Genomic DNA, 24,546 nt, shown 5'->3' with positions numbered 1-24,546 from the left:
CTCTCACTCTCTAAGAGAGTCGGACAATCGGACAACCGGACGGCGGGACGGCAGAGAATGAGTGCCTCAAACACCGACCGCGTCGCCGCGACTGTCGCCGAACTCGACCGTCTCGGTGTGCCGGAAGCAGCGGGTCGCCCCGTCGCCCAGGCGGCACTACAAGCAGCCGGGCGGGGCGTGAGTACCGCCGTGCTCCGGGCTGCGATCACGGCCCGGAAGCAGCGCACCGGCATCGTCTGCACACCGCGACGGAAGACGGCCCGGAAGGAAGTCGATCGACCACGGCGAGTGCCGTTGCCGCCGCTGCTTGCCGCGATGGTTGACAGTCGGCTGGCCGGTGCCGCGTGCGTCGGCCGGCACGAGCTGTTCGACGACGAGCTCGACAACGCCCGCGAGTACGCCGCTGCGCGCGCTGCCCGACACGCCGCCGCGGCGGAGATCTGCCGTGGCTGTCTCGTGCTGACCGCGTGCCGTGTCGTCGCGGCCGAGCTCGGCGACAAGGCACACGGCGTGTGGGCCGGCCGCATTCCCGACAGGCGGACGTCGCGACGCGAGGGGAGTCGATGATGGCACATGCCCGGACCTCGACCCCCGGACTGGCCGCCGACACGAAGGGTGAAGAGCCGAAATCGTCTGTGGTGCTTGTGGTGCCTGCGTCGGTGGCAGGGCACCTGGCCGCCGCTCTGATTCGGCACCGGAAGTGGATGCGCAGGGTGGGGATGCCGATCCCGGCTGAGCTGAAAGCTCTCGGTGAGGTGCTTGCTTTGCCTGCCAATCAACGCCAACCGGCGCCAAAGTTTCGCCAAGATCACCCGAGCGATGACGGTAGGGGCATGGATCCGATCGCCGTGCCGTACACCGAGGCCGCCCGGCTGCTGAGCGTGTCCGAGCGCAGCATCTCCCGGCTGGTCGCCGACGGGACGCTCGCGCCGGTCGCCATCGGCGGCGCGAAGCGGATCCCGATCGACCAGCTGCACCGCCTTGTCACCGGAGGGGACCAATGACCGACGACCGTGTGCTCATCCTCGACGGGCAGGGCGTGCCCGACGCGTCGCTCGACGCGATCGCGGTGCATGAGGCGGCGCGGCGGCTCGTGCTCGAGCTGATCGAGGTCTGCGACGACCAGGCCGCGGCCGCCGACGCACTTATCCGGATTGCGGACGCCGAAGGGCCGGCCTCCCCGTTGGTGGCCGGGGTGTCGCTGCTGGCGCTGGTTTCGGTCCTCGCCGACGTCGCCGAACGTCTGCGGCAGGCAACAGGTTCCACGGCCGATCTCGCGGCTGTGATCCGAGGAGAGGGTTAACTCATGGCTGGTGGACGGATCGATATCGAGGTCGCACCCGACCTGAAACAGTTCCCTGCGCAGCTCGAGACCGGGATGCGCGGCGCGATGGGCGTCGCGTCGAAGGTCGGCGGATTGCTCGGCGTCGCGGTCGGCGCGACCGCGGCGGCGCAGGCCGTGCTCGATATCGGAAACAGCTTCACCAACGAGCTCAACACCATGCAGGCCGTGTCTCAGGCGACGGCCGAGCAGATGAAGGCCGTCAGCGAGGCCGCGCAGGGACTCGGTAACGATTCGAGTCTCGCTGACGCGTCCGCGGCCGATGCTGCGGCGGCGATGACCGAACTCGCCAAGGGCGGGTTCTCGGTCGATCAGGCAATGTCCGCGGCACGCGGCACCCTGCAGCTCGCCGCCGCAGCGCAGATCGGCGCCGCGGACGCTGCGACCATTCAGTCGAAGGCGCTGCAGGCGTTCGGCCTGGACGCGAGCTACGCGGCGACCGCAGCGGATGTGCTCGCCAACGGCGCGAACGCGTCATCGGCCGAGATCACGGAGATCGCCTTCGGTCTGCAGCAGGCCGGATCGGTCGCGAACAGCTTCGGTGTCTCACTCGAAGACACTGTCGCCGGGCTCGGTCTGCTCGCGAACGCCGGCATCGCCGGATCGGATGCGGGCACGCTGCTGAAGACGACGCTGCTGTCGCTGACCGACCAGTCGAACCCGGCGCAGGGTGCGATCGAAGATCTCGGTCTGAGCGTCTACGACGCAACGGGTAAGTTCGTCGGCTTCCGCTCGCTGTTCGAACAGCTTCAGACGGCGTCGGAGAACATGACGCCGGAGATGTACCAGGCCGCGACGGCGACCCTGTTCGGCTCCGACGCGATGCGTCTCGCATCTGTCGCGGCCGAGCAGGGCGTCGAAGGCTGGGACGCGATGCGCGACGCTGTCGACCGGGAGGGCGCGGCCGCCGAGGTCGCAGCCGCGAAGACACAGGGTCTCCCCGGCGCCATGTCGGCCGTGCAGAACTCTGCCGAGGGTCTGGCGATCGCGGTCTACGACCTTGTCGACGGGCCGCTCGAATCGTTCGCGTCGAAGGGCGCGGAGCTCATCACGCAGGCGACGCCGGCGATCGTCGACGGACTGTCTGCGGTGATCGGTGTCGCGGGCGACGTCGGCTCGGCGCTCATGCCGGTCGTCGGCGTGCTCGGTGACGTCGGCTCGGCGTTCCTGGACATGCCTGCCTCTGTGCAGGTCGCTGTCGGCGCGCTCGCTGCGGTCAAGGGATTCGGCATCGACGACACTGTGTCGGGCTGGGTCGATTCCGCGTCGGAGCCGTTCAAGAACTTCGCCGAGCAGATGGATTCTGTCCGTCTGGCAATGGCCGAAGCTCGGATGGAGCAGAATCCGCCGGAGCTCGAATCGAACACGTTCGAAGGGCAGCTCGACGAAGTAAACACTCTCCTCGAGGAGAACGAGGAGCAGATCTCCGACGTCGCCGCGGCGTGGGCGACGATGGAAGCCAGGTCGCCGGCCGTGGCCCGGATGGGCGATGCGTACCGCGGCGTCACGGCCCGGACGGGTGAGTTCGCTCAGCGTCAGCGCGAGGCGTCTACCGAGTCCGGTCGGTTCGTCGGCGCGATGCGCAATGCCGGCGCGGCGGCTGCCGTGTTCGGTGGCCGGGTCACGGGCGTCGCTGCGGCCGGTCTGTCCGGTATGAAGTCGGCTGTCGGTGGCGTCGTCGGCGCTCTCGGTGGCCCGCTCATGCTCGGTCTCGCCGCGGCGAGTATGGCGATCACCGAGCTCGTCTCCGCTGCGCGGCGGGTCAAGGATGCCGAACGGGCGTGGGCTGAGTACGGCACGGCCGTGTCGGACACGAACGCGAAGCTCCGCGAGGCTCTCGACGCATCGAATGGTGTTGTCGACGAAGGCGTTACGGGCGTGATGACCGAGCGCGTCGATCTGCTGCGCAACACGTCGCAGCGTCTCGCCGATGACGCTCCCGGAATGTGGGGCAAGTTCGGTGCGGCCGCGGCCGCCGGATGGGATCTGCTCGACGGATCGATGGACGGCGCCGCCCTGAAGTCGACCCGCACTGCCGATCAGCTTTCCGACGACGGATCTCGGATCGTCGCGGCGATGGACGCGACCGGGCTCTCGTCGCAGGAGCTCGGCGCGATCGTCGCCGGGAACAGTTCGGAGTTCGCGGAGTTCACGAATCGGCTCACGAACGCCGGCGGCGAGTCCGCCTACCTGGCGGCCGAGCTGATCAAGATGCGCGGCGAGTTCCTCGAGTCGCAGAGCGCAGCCGGTCAGGTTACGTCGGCGATCGAGAAGATCGAAGACAAGGCTGTCGGCGCCGCTGACGGTGTCGATCAGCTCACGAACGCTGTCGGCAGACTCCGCGACGAGAACCGCACTGCGGAAGAGGCGCAGAAGGCCGTCACCATGGCGCTCGACGGCTTTACCAGCGCCGTGTCCAATGGTGGCGCTGCAGTGGTCGACGCAAACGGCAAGATCGATCTGTCGACGACCGCCGGCGTCCGACTCGACGACGCGATGAAGCGTGTCGCGTCGGCGTGGGACGAAGCTGGCGCTGCGGCTCGTACGTCCGCCGAACAGCAGGGCAAGTCGCAGGAAGAGGTTCAGGCCGCTGTTGAGGCTGCTCAAGCGGAGGTTCGCCGGCAGTTCGTCGATACGGCAGCCGACGCGCTCGGCAGCAAGGAGGCTGCCGAGGCCCTGGCCAGTATTTTCCTGGCCTGGCCGCCGACGGCTGAGACCGAGATCGTCGTTCACGACCAGGCCGCGCGCGAGGCGATCGACAGGTTCATCCGCGACAATCAGGGACGCACGATCGGTGTCTACGTCGACGCGATCACCGGGTCCGGTGTACCCGACAATCCGGCCGTCTCGCGACCGCCGGTCGACGCCAATGGCAACGTTCGCGACCGCAGCCTCGAGGATCTGCTGCTGCCGGGTAACGCGGTTGGCGGGAAGCTGCCGACGACCGGGCCCGGTACGGAGGTCACCGACGGGATCTTCGCGATCGGCCCGAACGGTCTGCCGATGGCGCGGGTCAACGGCGGCGAGTGGGTCGTCAACGACGCCATGTCCGATCGGTACGACCGTGAGCTCGCGATGATCAACGCGGGCACGTTCCCGAAGCTGCCAGGCTTCGAGACCGGCGGCCGCATCGTCGAATCCATGCAGTCCGCTGTGAGCGCTCGGTTCCCGGGTATGCAGATGACTTCGGGACTGCGATTCACCGACAACGGCTACCACTCGAAGGGGATGGCAGCCGACTTCTCTGACGGGTTCGATTCGACTCCCGGTATGCGGTCGTTGGCGGCGTGGATCGCCGACAACTACGCGCACGTCACCCTGCAGTTGATTCACCAGCCTTTCGACCGGAATATCGGGCAGGGGCAGGGATTCGTCGGGGACGGGATCGGGTTCTATGGCGCGGGGACGATGGCTGAGCATCGGAATCATGTCCACTGGGCAGTATCTGAGCCGGTCGGCGATCCTAACCCGTCGAGCTCTTCGGCGCGTCCCTCGCGCGGCGGCCGCTCGCGCAGTAGCGACACATGGGATGAGCAGGACGAGCTTAAGCTCGAGTCGGCTCGGATCGCTGTTCAGCAAGCGATCGAGGATCGCGACGCGGCCCTGAACAATCCGAAGAAGTCGCAGGCCGATAAGGACCAGGCCGAGAACAAGGTTCAGCAGGCAGAGGCGAAGGTTCGTGAGCTCGAAGGGAAGAAGCGCGGCGCGGAAGCTGGCGTCGCGGTCTCTCCGGATGCTCCCGAGCTGACGTCGAACCTGACCGACGACGAGCTTCGGATGCGCAGTCTCGAGCGTTCTGTCGACGAAGCGCGATGGGATCGGGACGACGTCTACGCCGACCCGGATGCGACGCAGTTCGAACGCGACGAAGCCGACGACAAGCTGCAGGCCGCGATCAACGCGCTCCGTGAGGAGCAGGAGGAGCAGCGCGACGAGATCGCGCCGCCCGCTCCGGCTCTGCAGGGCCGTATGACCGACGATCAGATTCGGATCGTCGAGCTTGAGCAGGCCGTGAAAGAAGCGGAGAAGGATCGGAACGCGGTCTACGCGGATCCGAAGTCGACCGACGACGATCGGCTCGCCGCGGATCTCGATCTGCAGAAGGCGCTCAATGCTCGCGACGAAGGCCGCAAGGGTAAGAGCAGCTCGGGCTCGGGTGTGAAGTCGATCGGTGCGGTCGGTCTGGAACTGGCGGAGACGTTCGCCGGCGGCATCCTCGAGACGTTCGGGCTCGAAGATTCGCCGGTCGGGTTCGTGCCGAAGCTGCTGTTCGGGTCCGGCGATATCGGTGGTCCGCTGCTGCAGGGCATCGGCACGACCGGGATCCCGGCGATGATCGCGCAGCAGCAGCAGTCGGTTATTTCGATGACGAATCCCCGCGAGGCTGACGAGGACATTGTTAATCCCGGCTCGGCGCGCGATGACTGGTTCAAAGAACTCGTCGACACGCTCCGGGTTCCGGCTGTGCTTCGCGATGCCGGCGGCCCGCTGCCTCACGGCATGGCCGGCCTGAACCTCTCGGGTGAAACGGAGTGGGTTCAGACAGCGGAGGACAAGCGCCGCTACGACCGCGACATGCGGGAGCTCGCCGCACTCCGGGCCGCATCGACCTCCAGCCTCAACAGCGACCTCGCCGCCGAGATCCGCGACCTCGCGCACGTCACCCGCAACGTCGCCGCCCAGCCCCGCAGCAACGACACCATCAACAACTACGGGATGGACCCCGACAAGGTCACCCGCAACCTCGAGCGTCACCAGCGGCGTCGGTCGCTGGCGATGCAGCGCTCCGGCGGATTCGGCCGCTGAACCCCACCTCACCACAAGCACGAAAGGACACGGCCATGCGTGACGCACAAGACCCCGGCAACGGCCACTACGACGACGACGGAAACTACGTCTTCCCGCACGGCGGCGGAGTGCTCACCCCGAACGGCGTCATCCTCGACAACGACCGGCAGGCGATCTACGGCGACCGTCGGTGGTTCATCGACGCCGAGACTCGGGCGCTCCGGCCGTACCCGCCCGCATCGGACGGCGCCGACCCCCAGCCGCTGCCGCCCCTGGTTCCAGTCGGCCACGACTGGCCCACCCCACCTGCCGGCGCCGGCTGGCCCAACCTCTGACCCCTTACCGAAAGGAACTCACCACCATGAACGCAATCCACGCCCTCACCGCCACCCGCCTGCGCCTGGCCAGCGAGATGCAGGATCAGCTCAGCAAGGCCGGCAGGTACGACCCCGACTACACCGTCGAAGCCAACGCCAAGCGCGCCGCTGAACGGCGCGCACAGATCAAGGCGGAGTTCGCCGCCCGGTCCGCGAAGATCGACGCCGACGTCGCCGCGGCCGCCCAGCGCATCAAGACCGAAGCTGCCGCCGTGCGCCCGCGTCCCGATCTCAACTCGCCGGCCGACCTCATCCGCACCGAACAGGCATGGCGCAATGCGGTCCTGCCGCACCTCGAGCAGGGCCGTAGCCTGCGCGAAGCCCTGGCCCACGCCGACGTCGACGCAGTCCTCGGCGCTGAACGCTTCGCGTCCGCCTACCTGCGCACCAAGACCGGCACGGCGTCGGGACTGGACAGCACCCACGTGCGCTACGACGTCGACGGCCGGCCCCTCGCCGTCCGTGCGGAGATCGACCTCAGCCACCTGGAGCTGACCATCACCGCCCGTCTGGCCGAGCTCACTCCCGAACACGGCGAAGCGATCCGCCTCGCCGGGCGAGTCGACCACGACGTCTCCGCTCACCGCGAAGTTTCCACAAAGCTCGAGCGCGGCGACGCCCTCTCCGCCGCGATCACCGCCCAGCTCAGCCAGTACGACATCTACGCGGCGATCGACACCGACACCGACACCGCACCCAGCGTCTCGGCCGGCGTCGACGCCTGACGGCACGCGCTACTGCGAGAGCCTGCGCCCGCCCCGGATCCTTCACCGTCCGGGGCGGGCGCAGCCAATTGTGGAGAACACCAGTGGGTCACCGTCGACAGGCACAGCGATACCGCAGGACTGGAACTCGCCACCCGACGGGGGGACACTCGGTGCGACCGCTGCTCCCGGACGACGAAGGTAGGCGCCCGATGAAGAGACGTCAGTTCACGCCCGAGACAGAAGCATGGCTCGAAGAAACCCTCTCGAGACGCAAGCCGCCGACCGTCGCCCAGCTCGACGTCATCAAGCCCCTGTTCCGCCAGGCGGCACGGGCCCGTCAGGAGGAGCAGCGGCGCACCTAGAGTTGTGCCGACGTCATGAAGGGCGGCAGACGATGAGCGGCCGGTCCGAACTGTGCTGCCCCCTGCGAGGCACAGTACAAACCGGCCGGCGACAACCGTCGCACCTACAGCTGAGAATTCAGTGAGATCACCCTGAGAGATGGAACCCCGCCGGAGAGAGCTGGGGGGCAACTCCGGCGGGGTCTCGGTCACCGTGCAGGGGGTTGACGGTGACCGAGACAACCCTACCGAAGAGCCGGCGGCGCTGTGAGGTGACCACCCCACCCCCACCCCAGGGGGGCAGGACCTCGAGGCGCCCTCTCCCCGACCGCGGGGGAGGGCGCGCGATGGCGCGGAGGGTTCAAGATTCCCGCCGGGGGCACGATGCCCTCGGCACCCTGTGACCGTATCCCACTATGCGGGACGAAGTCTCGGCGATTTCTAGCCTCACGTCTCGGCCCCTCCATATGCCGGGGAGGGGGATCGGCTGGGGCTGTCGGCGCGCGTGCCTATGGTGGAGCAGGTGACAGACTTCGACGCCCTGGCTTGGTTCAGCCTCCTAACCGAAAACGCCCGAGTCGCCGTGCTCAGCGACCCCGCCGCTGCGCTGGAAGGCCCAGCCGGCCGTGAGCTACTCACCTGGAACGATGCACTCACGGACGGCGTGCTCCGCGTCGAGGCTGTCGAGTTCCTCGAACATGAACGCACCAGGCTAGAAACATGGTGGAGCGCGCTCACCTACGACGTGCAGATGCAGCTGATCGAAGGACGACACGACGGTTTCGCGAAGTCCCTCGAGAGTGTTGGTCGCGGAGCCGGGGGAGTGCTCGGATCCCAGGAGTTGCAGGCAGACGGCAGCGCGTCACCCTGGAAACTGACGCTCTTCACGGTGGGCACCGCGTTCCTCGAAATGAAAGCTCGGCACCGCGATGCCACCGATGCGCGATAGCTTTCGATCACCGAGCCGACGACCGCAACGGCGACGTTGCGTGGAGATCGCGTGATCAGGACATATCGTCCACGCTAGAGTCCGCTCGAGGGCGGGAGATGGTCGATGGATGAAGGGCGGGGAATCGGATTGCGCAATCAGGGTCACTACATCCCAATCCTGAAGGGGCGTCTGGGTGAGTTCAATGCACTACGGAGGATGCCTCCCGAGCTGAAGGACGCGTACACCCCGCTGATCGAGATCGCGCCGACCGGGGACGAAACGAACGATGACGGCGAGGTAACCGCAGAGGGGCTTGAGGTTTCACTCACGAAGTCCATCGATCGACTGGGACGTTATTGGCCGACGTCACGAGACTGCATCGTCGACACCCACGGATTGCCGGACCTTCCCAACTACAACGCAATGGCGAAGGTGGTTGAGGCATTCGCTCAAGATGGGAACCAGGTCATCCCTACAATTCGCCCCTCCGATCCTGCCGACATCATCGACGGCGTCTCGGCCGCCCTGACCAAGTACAACTACCGGGACATCTGCCTGCGGCTCGCTGGCGAGGACCTGGACGATGGCGACGAGCCGATTGACATCATGATCGAGGGACTTCTGCGCCGGCTCCAGGTCGAACCCGGTGACGTAGACGTCGTGATCGACTTCGGGTCGCTGCGAGACGAACAGTCGGCATCGTTCGCCGCCCGGATCGCTCGACTGATCATCATGGACCTGCCGGACCTTGACCGGTGGAAATCCGTCACCCTCGCAGCGGGCGGGTTCCCGAGCGCTCTCGATACGGTGCCTCCAGAGGTCTTGACCGACATTCCACGGTGGGAGCTGACGATGTGGCGCGCGGTACGGGACAGGCTCCGTGACAAGTTGCGCGTGCCGTCGTTCGGCGACTACGCAATTGCTTACCCTGTCCAAGCGACCGGAGTGGCGTTCGCGCCCGCGCCCCAGATTCGGTACACGGCTGGCGACAACTGGCTCATCCTGAAGGGCCGCAAGACCAGCCGTCGGGGAAGTGCGCAATTCGTAGACATATGTGGCGAGATTGTCGCGCACCCGGAGTTCACCCGAGGACTGTCGTGGGGAGACGAGCAGATCGAAGAGAAGGCACGGTTTGCCGACGTAGATCCCCTACCGGATGAAGCGAAGCCGGGTAACGCCATGATTTGGCGAGCGATCGGGACGAGTCATCACCTGAGCCTCGTCATCGAGAAGCTGTCCACTGCTGGCGAGCCTTGAGTTGGGCCCGCACAGCGCTCTGGAGTTCGTCGAGAGGGAGAGCGGCGAGTCGGTCCCAGAGGTTCCAGCGTGTCTCCCGGCGTTTGACCTGCTCTCCCCGGCATTCGAGCAACTCTGCTGCTTCGTCGCGCCAGAGCAGTTGAGCGATGGAAAGGGGATCTACGGACGCGTTCCTGCAGGGATCCCGGTGATGCACGAAGGTGGGGTTCGAGTCGGGACCTGTCACCTCGGTGATTCCCCACCATTCGGGAACGATGCTCTTGATCTTCTCGAGGTACTTCGTCCCGCAGACGATCGTGGAGTAATCGAGTACGCGATTGTAGATCTCGACCTGAGCAGGCAAGCGGGCGAGAGTGTCGCGGTCGCTCTTGATCTCATAGCCGTGGAGTGAGCCGTTGATCACTGCGACGTCGACCCGGGTGGCGCCGAGGCAGAGTCCCATCTCGCTTCGGATCCGGTCGCCCTGGAATTCGCTGCTCAGCCTGTCGAGCAGGGCTCCGCGAATATCCGAATCCCGCATGCTGCGACTATACGACAGACGGTCGGAGGTAACCGACATCATGGAGGCTGCGTGAGCTGGAACTGGACACTCACGACTGCAATCGTCGGAGCGACAACAGGCACGTACGGTGCCGTCGTCTCCACCCTGGGCCGAAGGGACGTCGCCTGGCGCCGGCGCGCCAAGCAACTTCCCACGTTGCGCCCAGCACTGGAGGCGTTGCGCGACGCACTGGCGGAGGTCCGACAGGGCAACCGCACTATCCGGGCCCTGCAGGAGGTGGCGCTCAGGGCACACCTGGATGAGCTGCAGGAGCGTCGACCTCAGCTATCCGACAAGGTCCTGAGCGGGCACGTCACCGCGGTGATCAACGCGTACTCAACCGTGATCGCAGCCGGGGACGACTCGAAGGACCACCGCAAGGCAGAGTCGATCGATAGAGCTGTAGAGGCGATCAAGCTAGCGTTGGAGCGTGCCGATGAGATCGAGCGGAAGGCACCCGCCTGACGGCCTGGGATCGCATGACTACAACAGGTACGTCAGCACGGCCATATCCGGGAACGGAGACTCAGGCGTCTTGGAGGACGAGCTCTTGAGCGCGGTGCTCTTCAGCGACGCTATCTGACTGCGAACATGCTCGCCGTGAATGCCAGCACGATGCCGAGTGTGAGTGCAATTGGCCCCAGCCGAGCCAGCCACTTGTTCGGTTCCTTCTGTGCGTGGCCGTGCCCTATGACCTGTTCGAGGGCAAGCCGCACGTTGCGGACTCGCATGTCGATCTCAAGGGAAGGTCGGATCATCGTGGCCCACTGCTCATCGCCTCGTGCAACCTCAAGTGAGTGAGGTCCGGAATCCTCAGGTATGTCGTTCCAGACCTTCCAGATCACCTCGAGATTGCGCGCGAGCAGCTGGTCGTTTCGTCGTGACCGTCGCACATCTCGCACAATGAGCAGGACGCCTACGAGTTGAAATGCAGCCGCCAAGCTGTACTGCCAGAAGATGCCGGCATTCGACCGAAGGAACTCGAGCACGCCTGACCGTAGCCGAACTGGGGCCCGCGACCGTTTGCGGGACTCATCTTCTTGCCTTCACTGCACCCTGATCGGCCGCGGTCTGCTCGACGGTGCGCGACGCTGATCCCCGGGTGAGTGGTGCTGTCGGGTGGCCTGCCACTCACGGATAGTTCAAGTCTTCCGCCGCCAAGGGAGCGGCCCCGAACCAGATAGGTCGGGTCGAGACCGTTCGGGTTCGACGCGATTTCGCAGTTCCGGCCGTGCTGTCGCGCGGACTCCATAGACAGCAAAGGGGCCCGGTACCTGGGGAGGTCCGGGCCCGTTCACTGTTCCTGCGGCTACTCGGTGAACTTCACGAGCTCGTCGACGGGACGGTCAAGCTCCCAGGCGGCGAGAGCGATATCGGTAGCCGTGATGCCGAGCTCGGTGAGTTGCTCGACTGTCCACCCGTCGGCCTCCGTAGCGAGCTCGGTGAAGGTCGGACGGATCGCGTGCGTGTTCATGTACTTCCTGTTCGTTGTATGGGCACCTGAGTGCCATGCTGTAGCGGACGCCCTGCGGGCGGCTGTACTGGACCGTAAGGAGCACCCAAGGGTGCCGGTGTCGTTGTCCCCTCCCCCAAGGTCGCCCGGTAACCATGCCCCGATATACCGTCTCGGCCAACACGAGTAGCCCCACGCCCTGATGAGCGTGCGGCTGTGCTGGACCCGGCCGGAGGTGTGCACTCCCGTGCGGTCGGGTGCCCCGCGCCGTTCGCGGGGACTAGGGATGGATCCCGGACCGTCTCGGTTCACGTCGGAGGCGGCAGAAGCGACGTTGTGATGGAGGGTGCGTCTCGGCTACCGGAGCGGCCCGAGCACGCGATCCCGGCTCACAGGGCCGACCAGGGTCCGCCGGACCGTGGTCGACGCAGCGAGCCGGGTATCAGGCGGCGATGTAGAGCTCGGCGACGGGGATGCAGCACTCGAGTGCAGGGCAGCCGTCGACGGGCTCGAGGATGACGGCTGCGCACCGCTGCGGGCCGTGCTGGTGGAAGTCGAGCACGAGCTCGACGCGCTCGAGGGGACCGGCGGAGAGGGTCGTCGCGGCGCTCATGCGTGCCATCCGAGGGTGATCGCGGCATCGAGGACCGCGAGGGGCAGGCCGTAGACCAGGCCGAAGCCGAGGACGGTGGACAGCGCGAACATTGCGCGCCGTAGGATTGCAGGACGGTTCATCGGAACTTGCCTTCCGTGTGGGCCGAGGCCCTGGAAGGTGTTGCGAGCACCGACCGGGGCCGTTCTTCTTGGTGACGGAAGGCTGATCGGGCAGGTCGATTGCCCGGAGATTGCACACCACCGCTGATAAAGTGGCGGAAACCGCCGCTGATCTGCGGTTTCTGTGGTGCCCCCGGCAGGACTCGAACCTGCGACCTAGAGATTAGAAGGCTCTTGCTCTATCCAGCTGAGCTACGGAGGCGCGGCCAGAATCTTAACCGTTCGCCGCGGCGGCCCTCACCGGCGGCCCGCGGCGAGGGTCTGCGCCATGAAGTTCAGCGCCTGCGGCCACGACAGGGCGTACGCGTCGGCGTTGACAGGGTTGCCGTGCCGGGCGCGGGTGCTGAAGCCGTGTTCGGCGCCGGGGTAGACGTGCACGATCGTCGCGCCCGAGGTGCGGGACAGCAGCGACCGCTGCAGGTCGGCGAACACGTCGGCCGTCATGATCGTGTCGGCGCCGGCGTGCAGCACCATCACCGGTGCGGCGATGCGCGCGGCGTCGGCGACGGTGTCGTGAGTGTGGTTCGCGGCCGGGACGGCCGGGATCGACGGATGGTAGGCGATCACGTTCGCAAGCCGCTCGTCGCGCGCGCCGGCGAGCAGCGCGAGGCGCCCGCCGAGGCAATAACCGAGCATGCCGACGCGTTCGGCGCCGAGCTCGCCCAGCAGGTGGTCGGTCAGCAGGCGGATCTCGGCGAGCGCGGCATCGTCGTCGAGGCCGTTCATGAGTTCGTAGAGGCGTTCCCTCGGGGTGTCGTCGGCGTTCGGGCCGTGGAACGGATCCCACACCAGCGCGGTGATCCCGGTGGCTGCGATGTCCTCGGCGTACGCGCGCACCTGCGCGCCGATTCCGGTGATCATCGGCAGCAGCACCATGCCCACGCCGCTGCCGTCCCGGGGCGCCGCGAGGTAGCCCTGCAGCGGCCCGACCGCGACGACGGAGGTGCGGATCTCGTTCATTCGGGCAGACGTCCTTCCGGCCGGGTGATTGCGTCCGAATCTATCGGGCGGCGAATCCGCCCGTCGCGCCGCAAGCGCGGGCATACACTCCGTAGGTAGCTGAAATGTGAGGTATGCCACATGCAAGTACCTTCGGCTTTCGAATACGAGCGCGCCACCGGCATCGATCACGCCATCGCACTCCTCGACGAACGCGGCGAGGAAGCCCGGGTCGTCGCGGGCGGGCACAGTCTCCTGCCGATGATGAAACTGCGGCTCGCCGCCCCCGAATGCCTGATCGACATCAACGACCTGGCCGGCGAGCTCGGCTACATCGCCGTCGAGCCCGACGTCGTGCGGATCGGCGCGCTGGCGCGGCACCGCGAACTCCTCGAAAGCGAGGCGCTCGCCGAGATCTTCCCGATCTTCCGCGACGCCGAACGGGTCATCGCCGATCCCGTCGTGCGCAACCGCGGCACGATCGGCGGGTCGCTGTGCCAGGCCGACCCCGCCGAGGACCTGTCCACCGTGTGCGACGTCCTCGACGCCTCGGTCGTGCTGCGCGGTCCGCACGGCAGCCGGACGCTGACGATGGACGAGTTCCATCTCGGCCCCTACGAGACGACCGCCGCCCCCAACGAACTGCTCGTCGAGGTCCGGCTGCCGCGACGGGGCCGCGGGTCGAGCGCCTACGCCAAGGTCGAGCGACGAACGGGGGACTGGGCGATCGCCGCGGCCGGCGCCGCCGTGTGGATGGGCGACGGGGCCATCGACGACGCCCGCGTCGGTCTCACCGCGCTCCGGGCGGACCCGCAGGCTTTGGCCGGCATCTCCGACCGGCTGCGCGGCGCGACACCGTCCGAGGACCTCTACCGCGAGGCCGGCGAACTCGCCGCCGCCGCCAGCGACCCGGTCGCGGACCAGCGCGGCACCGTCGACTACAAACGCCACCTCGCCGCGGAGCTCACGGTGCGCACCCTGCGGCGCGCCGTCGAGCGGCTCACCACCTCCGAAAGGGGTTGACCCGATGCGTGTTTCGATGACCGTCAACGGTGACGAGGTCAGTGCCGAGGTGGAACCGCGGCTGCTGCTCGTCCACTTCCTGCGCGATCACCTCGGCCTGACCGGCACGCACTGGGGCTGCGATACCAGCAATTGCGGCACCTGCGTCGTCGCGGTCGACGGCGAGCCCGTCAAGTCGTGCACCATGCTCGCCGTCATGGCGAGCGGCCACGACGTGCGCACGGTCGAGGGACTCGAGCGCGACGGCGTGCTCGACCCCGTGCAGGAGGGATTCATGCGCTGCCACGGGTTGCAGTGCGGCTTCTGCACCCCCGGCATGATGATCACCGCCCGGGCCCTGCTCGACCGCAACCCGGACCCCGACGAGCAGACCATCCGCGAGGCGATCTCCGGGCAGATCTGCCGCTGCACCGGCTACACCACCATCGTGCGGTCCATCCGCTGGGCCGCCGAGCACCCCGTCACCGAGAAGGCGCCGTCATGACCGCCGTCGACCCCACCCCCGAGCTGCTCGACACCGTCGACAACGACAAGAAGCCGTGCGGTCACGGGCGCATGCTGCGCAAGGAGGACCCGCGTTTCATCCGCGGCCACGGCCGCTTCGTCGACGACGTGCAGCTGCCGGGCATGCTGCACCTGGCGATCCTGCGCTCACCCGTGGCCCACGCGAAGATCCTCGGCATCGACACCACCGCCGCGCAGGCCCACCCGAAGGTGAGGGCCGTCGTCACCGGCGCCGACCTCGCGGACAAGGGCCTGGCATGGATGCCGACCCTGTCCAACGACGTCCAGGCCGTCCTCGCCACCGACAAGGTCCGCTTCCAGGGCCAGGAGGTCGCCTTCGTCGTCGCCGACGACCGCTACTCGGCGCGCGACGCCCTCGAGCTCATCGACGTCGAGTACGACATCCTCGACCCGGTCGTCGACGTCCGCCGCGCGCTCGCGCCCGAGGCGCCCGTGATCCGCACCGACCTCGAGGGCAAGACCGACAATCACTGCTTCGACTGGGAAACGGGGGACGCCGCCGCCACCGAGGCCGCGTTCGCGAAGGCCGACGTGATCGCCCGGCAGGAGATGGTCTATCCCCGCGTGCACCCGGCGCCCATGGAAACCTGTGGCGCCGTGGCCGATTACGACCGTATCAGCGGCAAGCTCACGCTCTGGTCGACCAGTCAGGCGCCGCACGCCCACCGCACCCTCTACGCCCTCGTCGCCGGTCTGCCCGAACACAAGATCCGGGTGATCGCCCCGGACATCGGCGGCGGGTTCGGCAACAAGGTGCCCATCTATCCCGGGTACGTCTGCGCGATCGTCGCCTCGCTCGTGACCGGCAAGCCGGTCAAGTGGATGGAGGACCGCAGCGAGAACCTGGTGAGCACCGGCTTCGCGCGCGACTACGTGATGGTCGGCGAGATCGCCGCGACCCGGGAGGGAAAGATCCTCGCGATCCGCACCCAGGTCCTCGCCGACCACGGCGCGTTCAACGGCACCGCCGCCCCGGTGAAGTACCCGGCCGGGTTCTTCGGGGTGTTCACCGGCAGCTACGACATCGAGGCCGCCTACTGTCACATGACCGCCGTCTACACCAACAAGGCGCCCGGCGGCGTGGCCTACGCGTGCTCGTTCCGCATCACCGAGGCCGTCTACCTCGTCGAGCGGCTCGTGGACTGCCTCGCCTACGACCTCGAGCTGGATCCGGTGCAGCTGCGGCTACGGAATCTGCTTCGCCCCGAACAGTTCCCGTACACGAGCAAGACCGGTTGGAAATACGACTCCGGCGACTACGACACCACCCTGCGCAAGGCCGTGGAGATGGTCGGCTACGACGAACTGCGCCGCGAGCAGGCCGAACGCCGCGCGCGTGGCGAGCTGATGGGCATCGGCGTGGCGTTCTTCACCGAGGCCGTCGGCGCCGGCCCCCGCAAGGACATGGACATCCTCGGCCTCGGCATGGCCGACGGCTGCGAACTGCGCGTGCACCCCACCGGCAAGGCGGTGGTGCGACTGTCGGTACAGACCCAGGGGCAGGGCCACGAGACCACGTTCGCGCAGATCGTCGCCGAGGAACTGGGCATCCCACCCGAGGACATCGACGTCGTGCACGGTGACACCGACAACACCCCGTTCGGTCTCGGCACGTACGGCAGCCGGTCCACCCCGGTCTCCGGCGCGGCCGCCGCCCTCGTCGCCCGCAAGGTGCGCGACAAGGCCCGGATCATCGCCTCCGGCATGCTCGAGGTGTCCGTCGCGGACCTCGACTGGGTCAAGGGCGCCTTCCACGTCAAGGGCGATCCGACCGCGTCGGTGACCATTCAGGACATCGCGATGCGGGCGCACGGCGCCGGCGATCTGCCCGAGGGCGTCGAGGGCGGACTCGAGGCGCAGATCTGCTACAACCCCGAGAATCTCACCTACCCGTACGGGGCGTACTTCTGCGTCGTCGACATCGATCCCGGGACGGCGGAGGTGACGGTGCGCCGGTTCCTCGCCGTCGACGACTGCGGCACCCGCATCAACCCGATGATCATCGAGGGGCAGGTGCACGGCGGGATCGTCGACGGCATCGGCATGGCACTGATGGAGATGATCGAGTTCGACGAGGACGGTAACTGCCTCGGCGGCTCGCTCATGGACTACCTGATCCCCACGGCGATGGAGGTGCCCCACTTCGAGACCGGCTTCACCGTCACCCCGTCGCCGCACCACCCGATCGGCGCGAAGGGCATCGGCGAGTCTGCGACCGTCGGCTCGCCGCCCGCGGTGGTCAACGCCGTCGTCGACGCGCTGCGCCCCTTCGGGGTGCGGCATGCCGACATGCCGCTGACCCCGTCGCGGGTGTGGGAGGCGATGCAGGGCCGGCCCACCCCGCCGATCTGACCGACCGGCCCGAACCAGGGAGAGCCACATGGATCTGACGGTGCGCGCCGCGGAACTGACCCGCCGGCGACGGGCGTTCGTCCGCGCCACGGTGGTGCGCGCCCAGCGGCCGACGTCCGCCCGCGCCGGCGACTGCGCGCTGGTGCTCGACGACGGCACGATCGAGGGCTTCGTCGGCGGCCAGTGCACCGAGACCTCGGTGCGCGACGCCGCGCGGCAGGCCCTGAACACGGGGGAGAGCATCCTGCTGCGGGTCCTGCCCGGCGCGACGCAGACCTTCCCGGACACTCCGGGGGCGACCGTCGCGGTCAACCCGTGCCTGTCCGGCGGCGCGACGGAGATCTTCCTCGAGCCGCAACTGCCCACCCCGATCCTCGTCGTCTCCGGGTCGACGCCGGTGGCCGAGGCCGTCGCGGACATCGCCGCGCGGCTCGACTTCGCCGTCACCCGCCCCGGCCCGGGCGCCGCCCCCGACGCCGACGCCACCGCCGTCGTCGTCGCGAGCCTCGGCGGCGAGGAGGCCGGGATGATCCGGGCCGCCCTCGACGCCGGCATCGGCTACGTCGGCCTCGTCGCCAGCCGGCGGCGCGGCGCCGACGTGCTCGCGCAGGCCGAGGTGCGCCCCGACGAACGGGCCCGCGTGCACACCCCCGCGGGTCTCGACATCGGTGCGCGCACCGCCGCGGAGATCGGGCTGTCGATCGTCGCCGAACTGGTGCAGGCGATCCGCCGCGAGAGCCTCGGTGCGCCCGTCGCGCCGGCCGCGCCGCCGCACACCGCGGTGGACCCCGTGTGCGGGATGACCGTCACCGTCACCGCCGACACCCCGCACCTGACCGACGCCGGCACGGACGTGTGGTTCTGCTGCCCGGGCTGCCGCCGCACCTACCAGAAGGAACACGCCGCGTGTTCGTGACGGGACCGGCCCCGGGAGCCGGCCGATGAGCGTGTTCGGCGGCGTCGACGATGTCATCCGCCGGTTCGACGACCAGGATTACCTGCTCGACGAGGGCACCGCCACCGCCCTGTACCTCGCGGTGGAGCTCGGCCGGCCGCTGCTGCTCGAGGGCGAGCCCGGCGTCGGCAAGACCACGGCCGCCAAGGCCCTCGCCGCCGCCGTGGGCACCGAGCTGATCCGGCTGCAGTGCTACGAGGGCCTCGCCGCGAGCGAGGCCCTCTACGACTGGAACTACCAGCGGCAACTGCTCGCGATCCGGCTCGCCGAGACCCGGGGTGAGAGTCTGAGCGAGGCCGACCTCTACACCGAGGAGTTCCTGCTCGAGCGGCCGGTGCTGCGCTGCGTGCGGCACCGCGGCCCCACCGCGCCGGTACTGCTCATCGACGAGATCGACCGGGCCGACGACGAGTTCGAGGCGCTGCTGCTCGAGTTCCTCGGCGAGTTCTCCGTCACGATCCCCGAACTGGGCACCCTCACCGCCGCGCGGCCCCCGATCGTCGTGCTCACCTCCAACCGCAGCCGAGACCTGCACGACGCTCTGCGCCGGCGCTGCCTCTACCACTGGATCGACTACCCGGACCGGGACCGCGCCGTCGCGATCCTGCGCCGCACCGTCCCCGCCGCGAACCTCGCGCTCGTCGAATCGGCCGCCGACTTCGTCGCCTCCGTGCGCCGGCTGGACCTGGACAAGGCGCCGGGCATCGCCGAGACCATCGACTGGGTGTCCGCGCTCGTCGCGCTCGGGGTGGGGGATCTGGTCCACCCGGGCGCGGTGGCGACGCTGACCGCGCTCGCCAAGACCCCCGACGACCGGACCACGATCCGTGCCGAGTACGAGGAGTACCGGGCGTGAGCACCGCGCTGCTGCTGCGCGGCGTCGACCTCGCCGCGTTCACCGTGGCGCTCACCGACCGGTTGCGCCGCGCCGGCGTGCCCGTCGCCGCGACCGCCGCCGCGACCTTGGTGCGGGCGCTGCGGCTGTACCCGCCGCGCACCCGCAGCCGGCTGTACTGGACCGCGCGGGTGGCCCTCGTCGATCGGCAGGACGCGCTCGCGGCATTCGACGCCGTGTTCGCCGAGGTCTTCGACCACCAGGTCCTCGCCGTCGACCCGCACGCCCGCCGCACCGGCCCCGACGGGACGGTCGGTGCCGGCGACGCCGTCGTGCAGGGTGCGGCGCCGAACCCGGCGCCGGCGTCGCCGCAGCCGGGCGTGCCGTGGCACACCCGCAGGCCGCGCCGGTCCGGCGAACCGCCCGAGACGGTCCGGCCCGGGCCGTGGGCCCCGAGCCCCGTCGAGATCCGCGCCGACCAGCCGTTCGCCGACCTGCGGCCCGAGGACCTGCGCACCCTGGGACAGTGGCTCGAGCAGGCCCGGGTGCGCTGGCCGCGGCGCCTCGGCCGCCGCCGCATGCCGCACCACCACGGCCGCCTCGACGTGCGCGCCACCCTCGACGCGTCCCGGCACACCGGGTTCGAACTGGTGCGCCTGCGCCGCGCCCGCCCGATCCGCCGTCCGCGCCGGATCGTGGTGCTGTGCGACGTGAGCCGCTCCATGCACGGCTACGCCGACATCTACCTGCACCTGATGCGGGCCGCGGTGCGCGCCGGCGACGCCGAGGTGTTCGCGTTCTCCACGAGCCTGACCCGGCTCACCGCGACCCTGGCGCACCGCTCCGCCGAGCACGCGGTCGCCCGCGCCAACGACACGGTCGTCGACCGCTACGGCGGCACCCACATCGCCGGCAGCCTCGAGGCGTTGCTCGCCTCCCACCACGGCAACCTGCTGCGCGGCGCCGTCGTGTTCGTCGCCTCCGACGGGTGGGACAGCGACCATCCGCAGGCCCTCGGCCGGGCCGTCGCGCGGGTGCGCCGCCGCGCGCACCGGCTGATCTGGCTGAACCCGCGGGCCGGCCGGCCCGGGTACCGTCCCGAGACCGGGCCGATGGCGGCGGCGCTGCCGCACTGCGACGCCCTGCTGGCGGCCGACACCCTCGATGCCCTGCGCGCGGTGTTCGATCTCGACCCGGCCGCCGGCCGGGTGGCGCACGTCTCCGACGGCCCGTCGTAGCGGCGCTCGTCGAGGTCCTACCCTGTTAGGTATGGCATCACCCGAGCTCGCGTCGGCCGCGCCGACGTCCTCGCCGCCGGCCGGGCGGCGCAACACGTCGGCACTGTACGTCCTCCTCGGGCTCGTCGCCGCGGTCGTCGCGCCGATCGTGGTCGGCCTGTCCGCCGCGCAGGCGCTGGTGCTGCTGGGCATCCCCGACCCCGGTCCGCTCACTACCTACGGGCTGCCCGCGGTGCGGGCGATCGCGGAGGTCGCGGCCGTCGCCGCGGTCGGTTCGCTGTTCTTCGCCGCGTTCCTGGTACCGCCGCAGCGCAGCGGGGTGCTCGACGTGGACGGCTACCGGGCCGTGCGCACCGCGGGCGCCGCCGCCCTGATCTGGGCGTTCTGCTCGGCGGTGCTGGTGCCGCTGACCCTGTCCGACACATCCGGGCAGCCGCTGGCCGAGGCGCTGAAGCCGGAGAACCTGTGGGGTGCGATCGGGCAGATCGACACCGCGCTCGCGTGGGCGTGGACGGCGGCGCTCGCCCTGATCCTGGCGGTGCTGATCCGCGCCGCGGTGCGCTGGTCGTGGGTGCCGTACCTGCTCCTGCTGTCCCTGGTGACGCTGATGCCGCTGGCCCTGACGGGGCACTCGTCGTCGGGCGGATCGCACGACATGGCCACCAACAGCCTGGTGCTGCACCTGGTCGCGGCGGCGGTGTGGGCGGGCGGCCTGTTCGCCCTGCTCGCCCACGGGTGGCGCCGCGGCGCGCACACCGACCTCGCCGCCCGCCGGTTCTCGTTCGTCGCCGGGGTGGCCTTCGCGGTGATGGCCCTGAGCGGCATCGTCAACGCCGCGGTGCGGCTGCCGGCCGACGAGTTGCTCACCAGCACCTACGGCCGGCTCGTCCTGGCCAAGGCGCTGGCGCTGATCGCCCTGGGCGCCCTCGGATGGATGCAGCGGCGCCGCGCGCTGCCCGCGCTCGAGGCGAACCCCGACGACCGGGGCGCGCTTGTCCGGTTCGCGGCCGTCGAGGCCGTCATCCTGGCCGCCACCGTCGGACTGGCCGTGGGGCTGGGCCGTACCCCGCCGCCCCCGCCGGCGACGGTGCCGTCGCTGCTCGAGGTGGAGCTGGGCTACAACCTGGACGGCCCCCCGACGGTCGGCACCCTCTTCTTCGGCGCGTGGCGCTTCGACCTGATCTTCGGCACGATCGCCCTGGTTCTCGCGGTCGGCTACGCGATCGGGCTGTGGACGCTGCGCCGGCGCGGCGACAGCTGGCCCGTCGGCCGGTCGATCGCCTGGTTCTCCGGCTGCTTCGTGCTGCTGGTCGCCACGTCGTCGGGCGTGGGCATGTACTCGCCGGCGATGTTCAGCGTGCACATGGGCGCCCACATGGCGATGTCGATGCTGGCGCCCGTGCTGCTCGCCCTCGGCGGGGCGATGACCCTGGCGCTGCGGGCCTTCAAACCGGCGGGCCGCGACGGCTACCCCGGCCCGCGTGAATGGCTCCTGGCGTTCCTGCACAGCCCGCCGTCGCGGTTCTTCACCCATCCGGTCGTCGCGTCGGTGATGTTCGTCGGCGGCTTCTACGCGCTGTACCTGGGCGGGATCTTCGAGGCCAACGCCGACAGTCACGCCGCGCACGTGCTGATGAACCTGCACTTCCTGATGAGCGGCTACCTGTTCTACTGGGTCGTGATCGGCGTGGACCCGTCGCCGCGCGACGTGACGCCGGTGACGAAGCTGGCGATGGTGTTCGGCTCGCTGCCGTTCCACGCGTTCTTCGGTGTGACCCTGATGAGCATGGGCACGGTGATGGCCGAGTCCTACTACCGCGGTCTCGGCCTGGCCTGGAACAGCGACCTGTTCGCCGACCAGAAGGTGGGCGGCAGCATCGCCTGGTCGGCCGGGGAGATCCCGCTGGTGCTGGTGATGCTGGCCCTGCTGGTGCAGTGGTCGCGCAGCGACGAGCGCACCGCGCGACGGGTGGACCGCGCCGCCGAGCGGGACGACGACGCCGATCTCGCCGCCCACAACGCGATGTTCGCCGAGCTGGCGCGGCGGGACCGCGAGGGCCACTAGGGTCGTCGGCGCCGCGCGGTCTCGGTGCGCAGTCGCACGCCGACCGCGGAGAGCAGCGCGACGGCCGCTGCGCCGCCGGCCGCGACGGCGGCCGGGGTGGAGGTGAAGCCGGTGTCGCCGCTGCGGGCCACCGCGATCCACACCAGCCCCCACGCCATGGCCGCGGCGACGGCGAGCCGCCCGTGCCCGGCGACGGCGAGGAGCACCGACACCGCGGCGACCACGACCAGGACGAGCACCGCCCAGGTGTCGGCGCCCAGCGCGAACGGGTCGACCTCCGCGGCGCGCAGCGCCGCCGCGGTGTTCGCGACCGTGGCCACCGCCACCCAGCCCAGGTACAGGAACATGGTGCCGTCCACGACGACGCCCTCGAGGCGGGACGACGGCGCGGTGCGGGTCAGGCCGAGGAAGATCCGGACCAGCACGGCCAGCAGCGCGGCGATGACCGCGACGCTGACCGCGAGCAGTTCGAGCTGCACGACGAGGATCCACGCGGCGTTGAGCAGCATCGACGCGGCGATCCACCGGCCGAGCGTCCGCTGGCGAGGGTCGGCGTGGTGCGCGGGCAGGGCCTGCCACACCGCGAGCGCCAGCAGGCCCAGGTAGATCACCGACCAGATCGAGAACGCCGGACCGCCCGGCGCCACCGCCGTCGCGTCGGCGGACAGCGCCCCACCGGCCACCTCGGAGATCGGTGTGCCCACCACGGCCCCGGATCCCAGGAAGGAGACGGCGACCGCGGTGATCGCCGACACGGCGACGCCCACGACGCGGAGCCGGTCGGCGGAGGTGGCCTGGGGTCGCGTCGAGCTCGCCGGGGAAGTCGTCATCCCCGGAAGATGCCCGGCGTCGCCGTGTCCGAAACGTCCCGTCCGTTCGGGCTCGGCTGTTAACTTGAGCGCCTGGCACCGACGACGGAAGGAGCGCGATGAGGGGTACGGGGTGGCGGCTGCGGGCGCTCGCGTGCATCGGCGCCGTGGCGGCCGGGCTGGTCGTGCCCGCGACGGCCGGCGCGCAGCCCGCGCCCGGCGAGGTGGTCGCGGTCGAGTCACTGCCCGGTGCGCTGTCGGTGCCGGGTGCGGCCACGGCCGAGCGGCTGACCTTCCGCACCCAGTGGCGGTCCGGTGCGGAGACCACCGTGTCGGGTGTCCTGTACCTGCCGCCCGGCCAGGCCCCCGCGGGCGGCTGGCCGGTCGTGTCGTGGGCGCACGGCACCGTCGGCATCGGCGACGACTGCGCCCCGTCGCGCAACCCGCGCACCGACCGCGACCGGGCATACCTCGGCCACTGGCTGTCCCGAGGCTACGCCGTGGTCGCCTCGGACTATCCCGGCTTGGGCAGCGACGGGCTGCACACCTACCTCGACGGGCCGAGTGCCGCGAACAGCGTCGTCGACGTCGTCCGGGCCGCCCGCGCCGCCGAGCCCTCGCTGTCGAACCGGTGGATCGTGATCGGCCAGTCGCAGGGCGGTCACGCCGCCCTGCACACCGCGCGCCTGGCCACGTCGCGGGCCCCGGAACTCGACTTCCGCGGCATGATCGCCACAGGCGCGCCGTCGAACCTCGAGACGGTGTTCCCGTTCGGCGGCCCCGGTTTCCCGGACCTGGGCCTGGACGGCACCACCGTGTTCCTGTCCTACGTCCTGGCCGGCCTGCGGGTCGCGCGGCCCGACCTGGACGTGAACAGCTACCTCACCCCAGTCGGGCGGGACGTCGTCGACGACGCCGAACGGCTCTGCTACGCCGACCTCGGCGACCGCGTCCGCGGCATCGGCGTGGGGGAGATCCTCGCCCGCCCGCTCGGCGACGACCGCATGCGTGCGGCGCTCGCCGACTACATGGGGGTGCCCACCCGCGGCTACGATCGGCCACTGTTCCTCGGTCAGGGGCTGCGGGATCAGGTCGTGCCGGCGCCGCTGTCGTTCAAGCTCGTCGCCGACCTGTGGTCCGGGGGCACGAACGCCGACTACCGCACCTACCCCAACGGGCATTCCGAGACCATGTTCGACGCACTGCCGGCCACCACGCCGTTCGCGGCGACATTGCTCGGCAGGTAGAGCAGAGGGGTTGCGCCGTGAGCAGGTGGGGAGTGCGCCGGTCGCTG

Annotated in this window: 25 protein-coding genes and 1 tRNA gene; 18 read left to right on the top strand and 8 right to left on the bottom strand. The window is 69.5% G+C overall.

The genetic code is table 11. The features are described 5' to 3' along the window. Nucleotides 1–57: 57 nt before the first annotated feature. The 9 genes from JYA75_RS21185 to JYA75_RS21145 all read left to right on the top strand — a co-directional run bounded on the left by JYA75_RS21185 (nt 58) and on the right by JYA75_RS21145 (nt 9,743). Nucleotides 58–567 carry a WhiB family transcriptional regulator gene (locus JYA75_RS21185; protein ID WP_203329308.1) on the top strand — a complete coding sequence of 170 codons (510 nt, stop codon included), beginning with the start codon at nt 58–60 and terminating at the stop codon, nt 565–567. A 266-nt stretch (nt 568–833) separates the two neighbouring features. Then, on the top strand, nt 834–1,004 hold the full coding sequence (locus JYA75_RS21180) for a helix-turn-helix domain-containing protein (RefSeq protein ID WP_206020488.1): 171 nt from the start codon (nt 834–836) through the stop codon (nt 1,002–1,004). Continuing rightward, on the top strand, nt 1,001–1,303 hold the full coding sequence (locus tag JYA75_RS21175) for a hypothetical protein (protein ID WP_203329306.1): 303 nt from the start codon (nt 1,001–1,003) through the stop codon (nt 1,301–1,303). The genes JYA75_RS21180 and JYA75_RS21175 overlap by 4 nt, the downstream gene beginning before the upstream one ends. Before the next feature lie 3 nt (nt 1,304–1,306). Further along, nucleotides 1,307–6,148 carry a phage tail tape measure protein gene (locus JYA75_RS21170; protein ID WP_239010474.1) on the top strand — a complete coding sequence of 1,614 codons (4,842 nt, stop codon included), beginning with the start codon at nt 1,307–1,309 and terminating at the stop codon, nt 6,146–6,148. Nucleotides 6,149–6,183: 35 nt separating this feature from the next. Then, complete coding sequence (locus JYA75_RS21165) at nt 6,184–6,465, top strand: hypothetical protein (protein WP_203329305.1); 282 nt, start codon at nt 6,184–6,186, stop codon at nt 6,463–6,465. Between the two features lie 26 nt (nt 6,466–6,491). Beyond that, nucleotides 6,492–7,232 (top strand): hypothetical protein, encoded by a 741-nt coding sequence (locus JYA75_RS21160; RefSeq protein WP_203329304.1) that lies wholly within the window; start codon nt 6,492–6,494, stop codon nt 7,230–7,232. Between the two features lie 191 nt (nt 7,233–7,423). Further along, nucleotides 7,424–7,576 (top strand): hypothetical protein, encoded by a 153-nt coding sequence (locus JYA75_RS21155; protein ID WP_203329303.1) that lies wholly within the window; start codon nt 7,424–7,426, stop codon nt 7,574–7,576. Between the two features lie 502 nt (nt 7,577–8,078). Further along, on the top strand, nt 8,079–8,504 hold the full coding sequence (locus JYA75_RS21150) for a hypothetical protein (RefSeq protein ID WP_203329302.1): 426 nt from the start codon (nt 8,079–8,081) through the stop codon (nt 8,502–8,504). Between the two features lie 105 nt (nt 8,505–8,609). Then, nucleotides 8,610–9,743, top strand: a complete 1,134-nt coding sequence (locus JYA75_RS21145; protein WP_203329301.1) for a beta family protein — start codon at nt 8,610–8,612, stop codon at nt 9,741–9,743. Here JYA75_RS21145 and JYA75_RS21140 read toward each other — a convergent pair. After that, nucleotides 9,709–10,263: a sce7726 family protein gene (locus tag JYA75_RS21140; protein ID WP_203329300.1), complete on the bottom strand. Its 555-nt coding sequence runs from the start codon at nt 10,261–10,263 to the stop codon at nt 9,709–9,711. The genes JYA75_RS21145 and JYA75_RS21140 overlap by 35 nt on opposite strands. 51 nt (nt 10,264–10,314) lie before the next feature. On the opposite strand from JYA75_RS21140, the gene JYA75_RS21135 reads away from it, so the two are divergent. After that, the gene (locus JYA75_RS21135) at nt 10,315–10,749 is read left to right on the top strand and encodes a hypothetical protein (RefSeq protein WP_203329299.1); all 435 of its coding nucleotides are present in this window, start codon (nt 10,315–10,317) and stop codon (nt 10,747–10,749) included. Nucleotides 10,750–10,859: 110 nt separating this feature from the next. Here JYA75_RS21135 and JYA75_RS21130 read toward each other — a convergent pair whose 3' ends face one another. The 6 genes from JYA75_RS21130 to JYA75_RS21110 all read right to left on the bottom strand — a co-directional run bounded on the left by JYA75_RS21130 (nt 10,860) and on the right by JYA75_RS21110 (nt 13,471). Beyond that, complete coding sequence (locus JYA75_RS21130) at nt 10,860–11,273, bottom strand: hypothetical protein (protein WP_203329298.1); 414 nt, start codon at nt 11,271–11,273, stop codon at nt 10,860–10,862. A gap of 320 nt (nt 11,274–11,593) precedes the next feature. Further along, nucleotides 11,594–11,758: a hypothetical protein gene (locus JYA75_RS21125; protein WP_203329297.1), complete on the bottom strand. Its 165-nt coding sequence runs from the start codon at nt 11,756–11,758 to the stop codon at nt 11,594–11,596. A 421-nt stretch (nt 11,759–12,179) separates the two neighbouring features. Continuing rightward, nucleotides 12,180–12,350 carry a hypothetical protein gene (locus JYA75_RS21120; protein ID WP_203329296.1) on the bottom strand — a complete coding sequence of 57 codons (171 nt, stop codon included), beginning with the start codon at nt 12,348–12,350 and terminating at the stop codon, nt 12,180–12,182. After that, nucleotides 12,347–12,472 (bottom strand): hypothetical protein, encoded by a 126-nt coding sequence (locus tag JYA75_RS29140; RefSeq protein ID WP_275408340.1) that lies wholly within the window; start codon nt 12,470–12,472, stop codon nt 12,347–12,349. Before JYA75_RS29140 ends, JYA75_RS21120 begins: the two co-directional genes overlap by 4 nt. 164 nt (nt 12,473–12,636) lie before the next feature. Further along, nucleotides 12,637–12,713, bottom strand: a tRNA-Arg gene (locus JYA75_RS21115). 35 nt (nt 12,714–12,748) lie between these two features. After that, on the bottom strand, nt 12,749–13,471 hold the full coding sequence (locus tag JYA75_RS21110) for a dienelactone hydrolase family protein (protein ID WP_185712687.1): 723 nt from the start codon (nt 13,469–13,471) through the stop codon (nt 12,749–12,751). A 120-nt stretch (nt 13,472–13,591) separates the two neighbouring features. Here JYA75_RS21110 and JYA75_RS21105 point away from each other — a divergent pair, with 120 nt between their 5' ends. From JYA75_RS21105 to JYA75_RS21075, 7 genes are read left to right on the top strand one after another with little or no spacing between them, the layout of a single operon-like run. Continuing rightward, nucleotides 13,592–14,473, top strand: coding sequence for a xanthine dehydrogenase family protein subunit M (locus JYA75_RS21105; RefSeq protein ID WP_006946623.1), 882 nt, complete (start codon nt 13,592–13,594; stop codon nt 14,471–14,473). A 4-nt stretch (nt 14,474–14,477) separates the two neighbouring features. Further along, nucleotides 14,478–14,957 (top strand): (2Fe-2S)-binding protein, encoded by a 480-nt coding sequence (locus tag JYA75_RS21100; protein ID WP_006946620.1) that lies wholly within the window; start codon nt 14,478–14,480, stop codon nt 14,955–14,957. Then, on the top strand, nt 14,954–17,350 hold the full coding sequence (locus JYA75_RS21095) for an aerobic carbon-monoxide dehydrogenase large subunit (protein ID WP_203329295.1): 2,397 nt from the start codon (nt 14,954–14,956) through the stop codon (nt 17,348–17,350). Before JYA75_RS21100 ends, JYA75_RS21095 begins: the two co-directional genes overlap by 4 nt. Before the next feature lie 28 nt (nt 17,351–17,378). Beyond that, entirely contained in the window at nt 17,379–18,266 is an 888-nt protein-coding gene (locus tag JYA75_RS21090) for an XdhC family protein (protein ID WP_006946618.1), read from the top strand. A 25-nt stretch (nt 18,267–18,291) separates the two neighbouring features. Next, nucleotides 18,292–19,161: a MoxR family ATPase gene (locus JYA75_RS21085; protein ID WP_006946617.1), complete on the top strand. Its 870-nt coding sequence runs from the start codon at nt 18,292–18,294 to the stop codon at nt 19,159–19,161. Beyond that, nucleotides 19,158–20,378 carry a VWA domain-containing protein gene (locus JYA75_RS21080; protein ID WP_185712688.1) on the top strand — a complete coding sequence of 407 codons (1,221 nt, stop codon included), beginning with the start codon at nt 19,158–19,160 and terminating at the stop codon, nt 20,376–20,378. Before JYA75_RS21085 ends, JYA75_RS21080 begins: the two co-directional genes overlap by 4 nt. 31 nt (nt 20,379–20,409) lie before the next feature. After that, a complete protein-coding gene (locus JYA75_RS21075) occupies nt 20,410–22,443 on the top strand; it encodes a cytochrome c oxidase assembly protein (protein WP_006930510.1) in 2,034 nt (677 codons plus the stop codon). On the opposite strand, the gene JYA75_RS21070 is transcribed toward JYA75_RS21075, so the two are convergent. Continuing rightward, nucleotides 22,440–23,273 carry a tryptophan-rich sensory protein gene (locus JYA75_RS21070; RefSeq protein WP_072635015.1) on the bottom strand — a complete coding sequence of 278 codons (834 nt, stop codon included), beginning with the start codon at nt 23,271–23,273 and terminating at the stop codon, nt 22,440–22,442. The two genes, JYA75_RS21075 and JYA75_RS21070, sit on opposite strands and share 4 nt — an antisense overlap. Nucleotides 23,274–23,371: 98 nt before the next feature. Between JYA75_RS21070 and JYA75_RS21065 the strand changes: the two genes are divergently transcribed. After that, a complete protein-coding gene (locus JYA75_RS21065; RefSeq protein ID WP_185712689.1) occupies nt 23,372–24,499 on the top strand; it encodes a lipase family protein in 1,128 nt (375 codons plus the stop codon). The last annotated feature ends 47 nt before the right edge of the window (nt 24,500–24,546 follow it).

Origin of the sequence: Rhodococcus sp. PSBB066 (genome assembly GCF_017068255.1) — a bacterium.
GTDB lineage: Bacteria > Actinomycetota > Actinomycetes > Mycobacteriales > Mycobacteriaceae > Rhodococcus > Rhodococcus aetherivorans.
The sequence above is the reverse complement of the archived record's forward strand: the minus strand, read 5'-3'. Positions and strand labels throughout refer to the sequence as shown.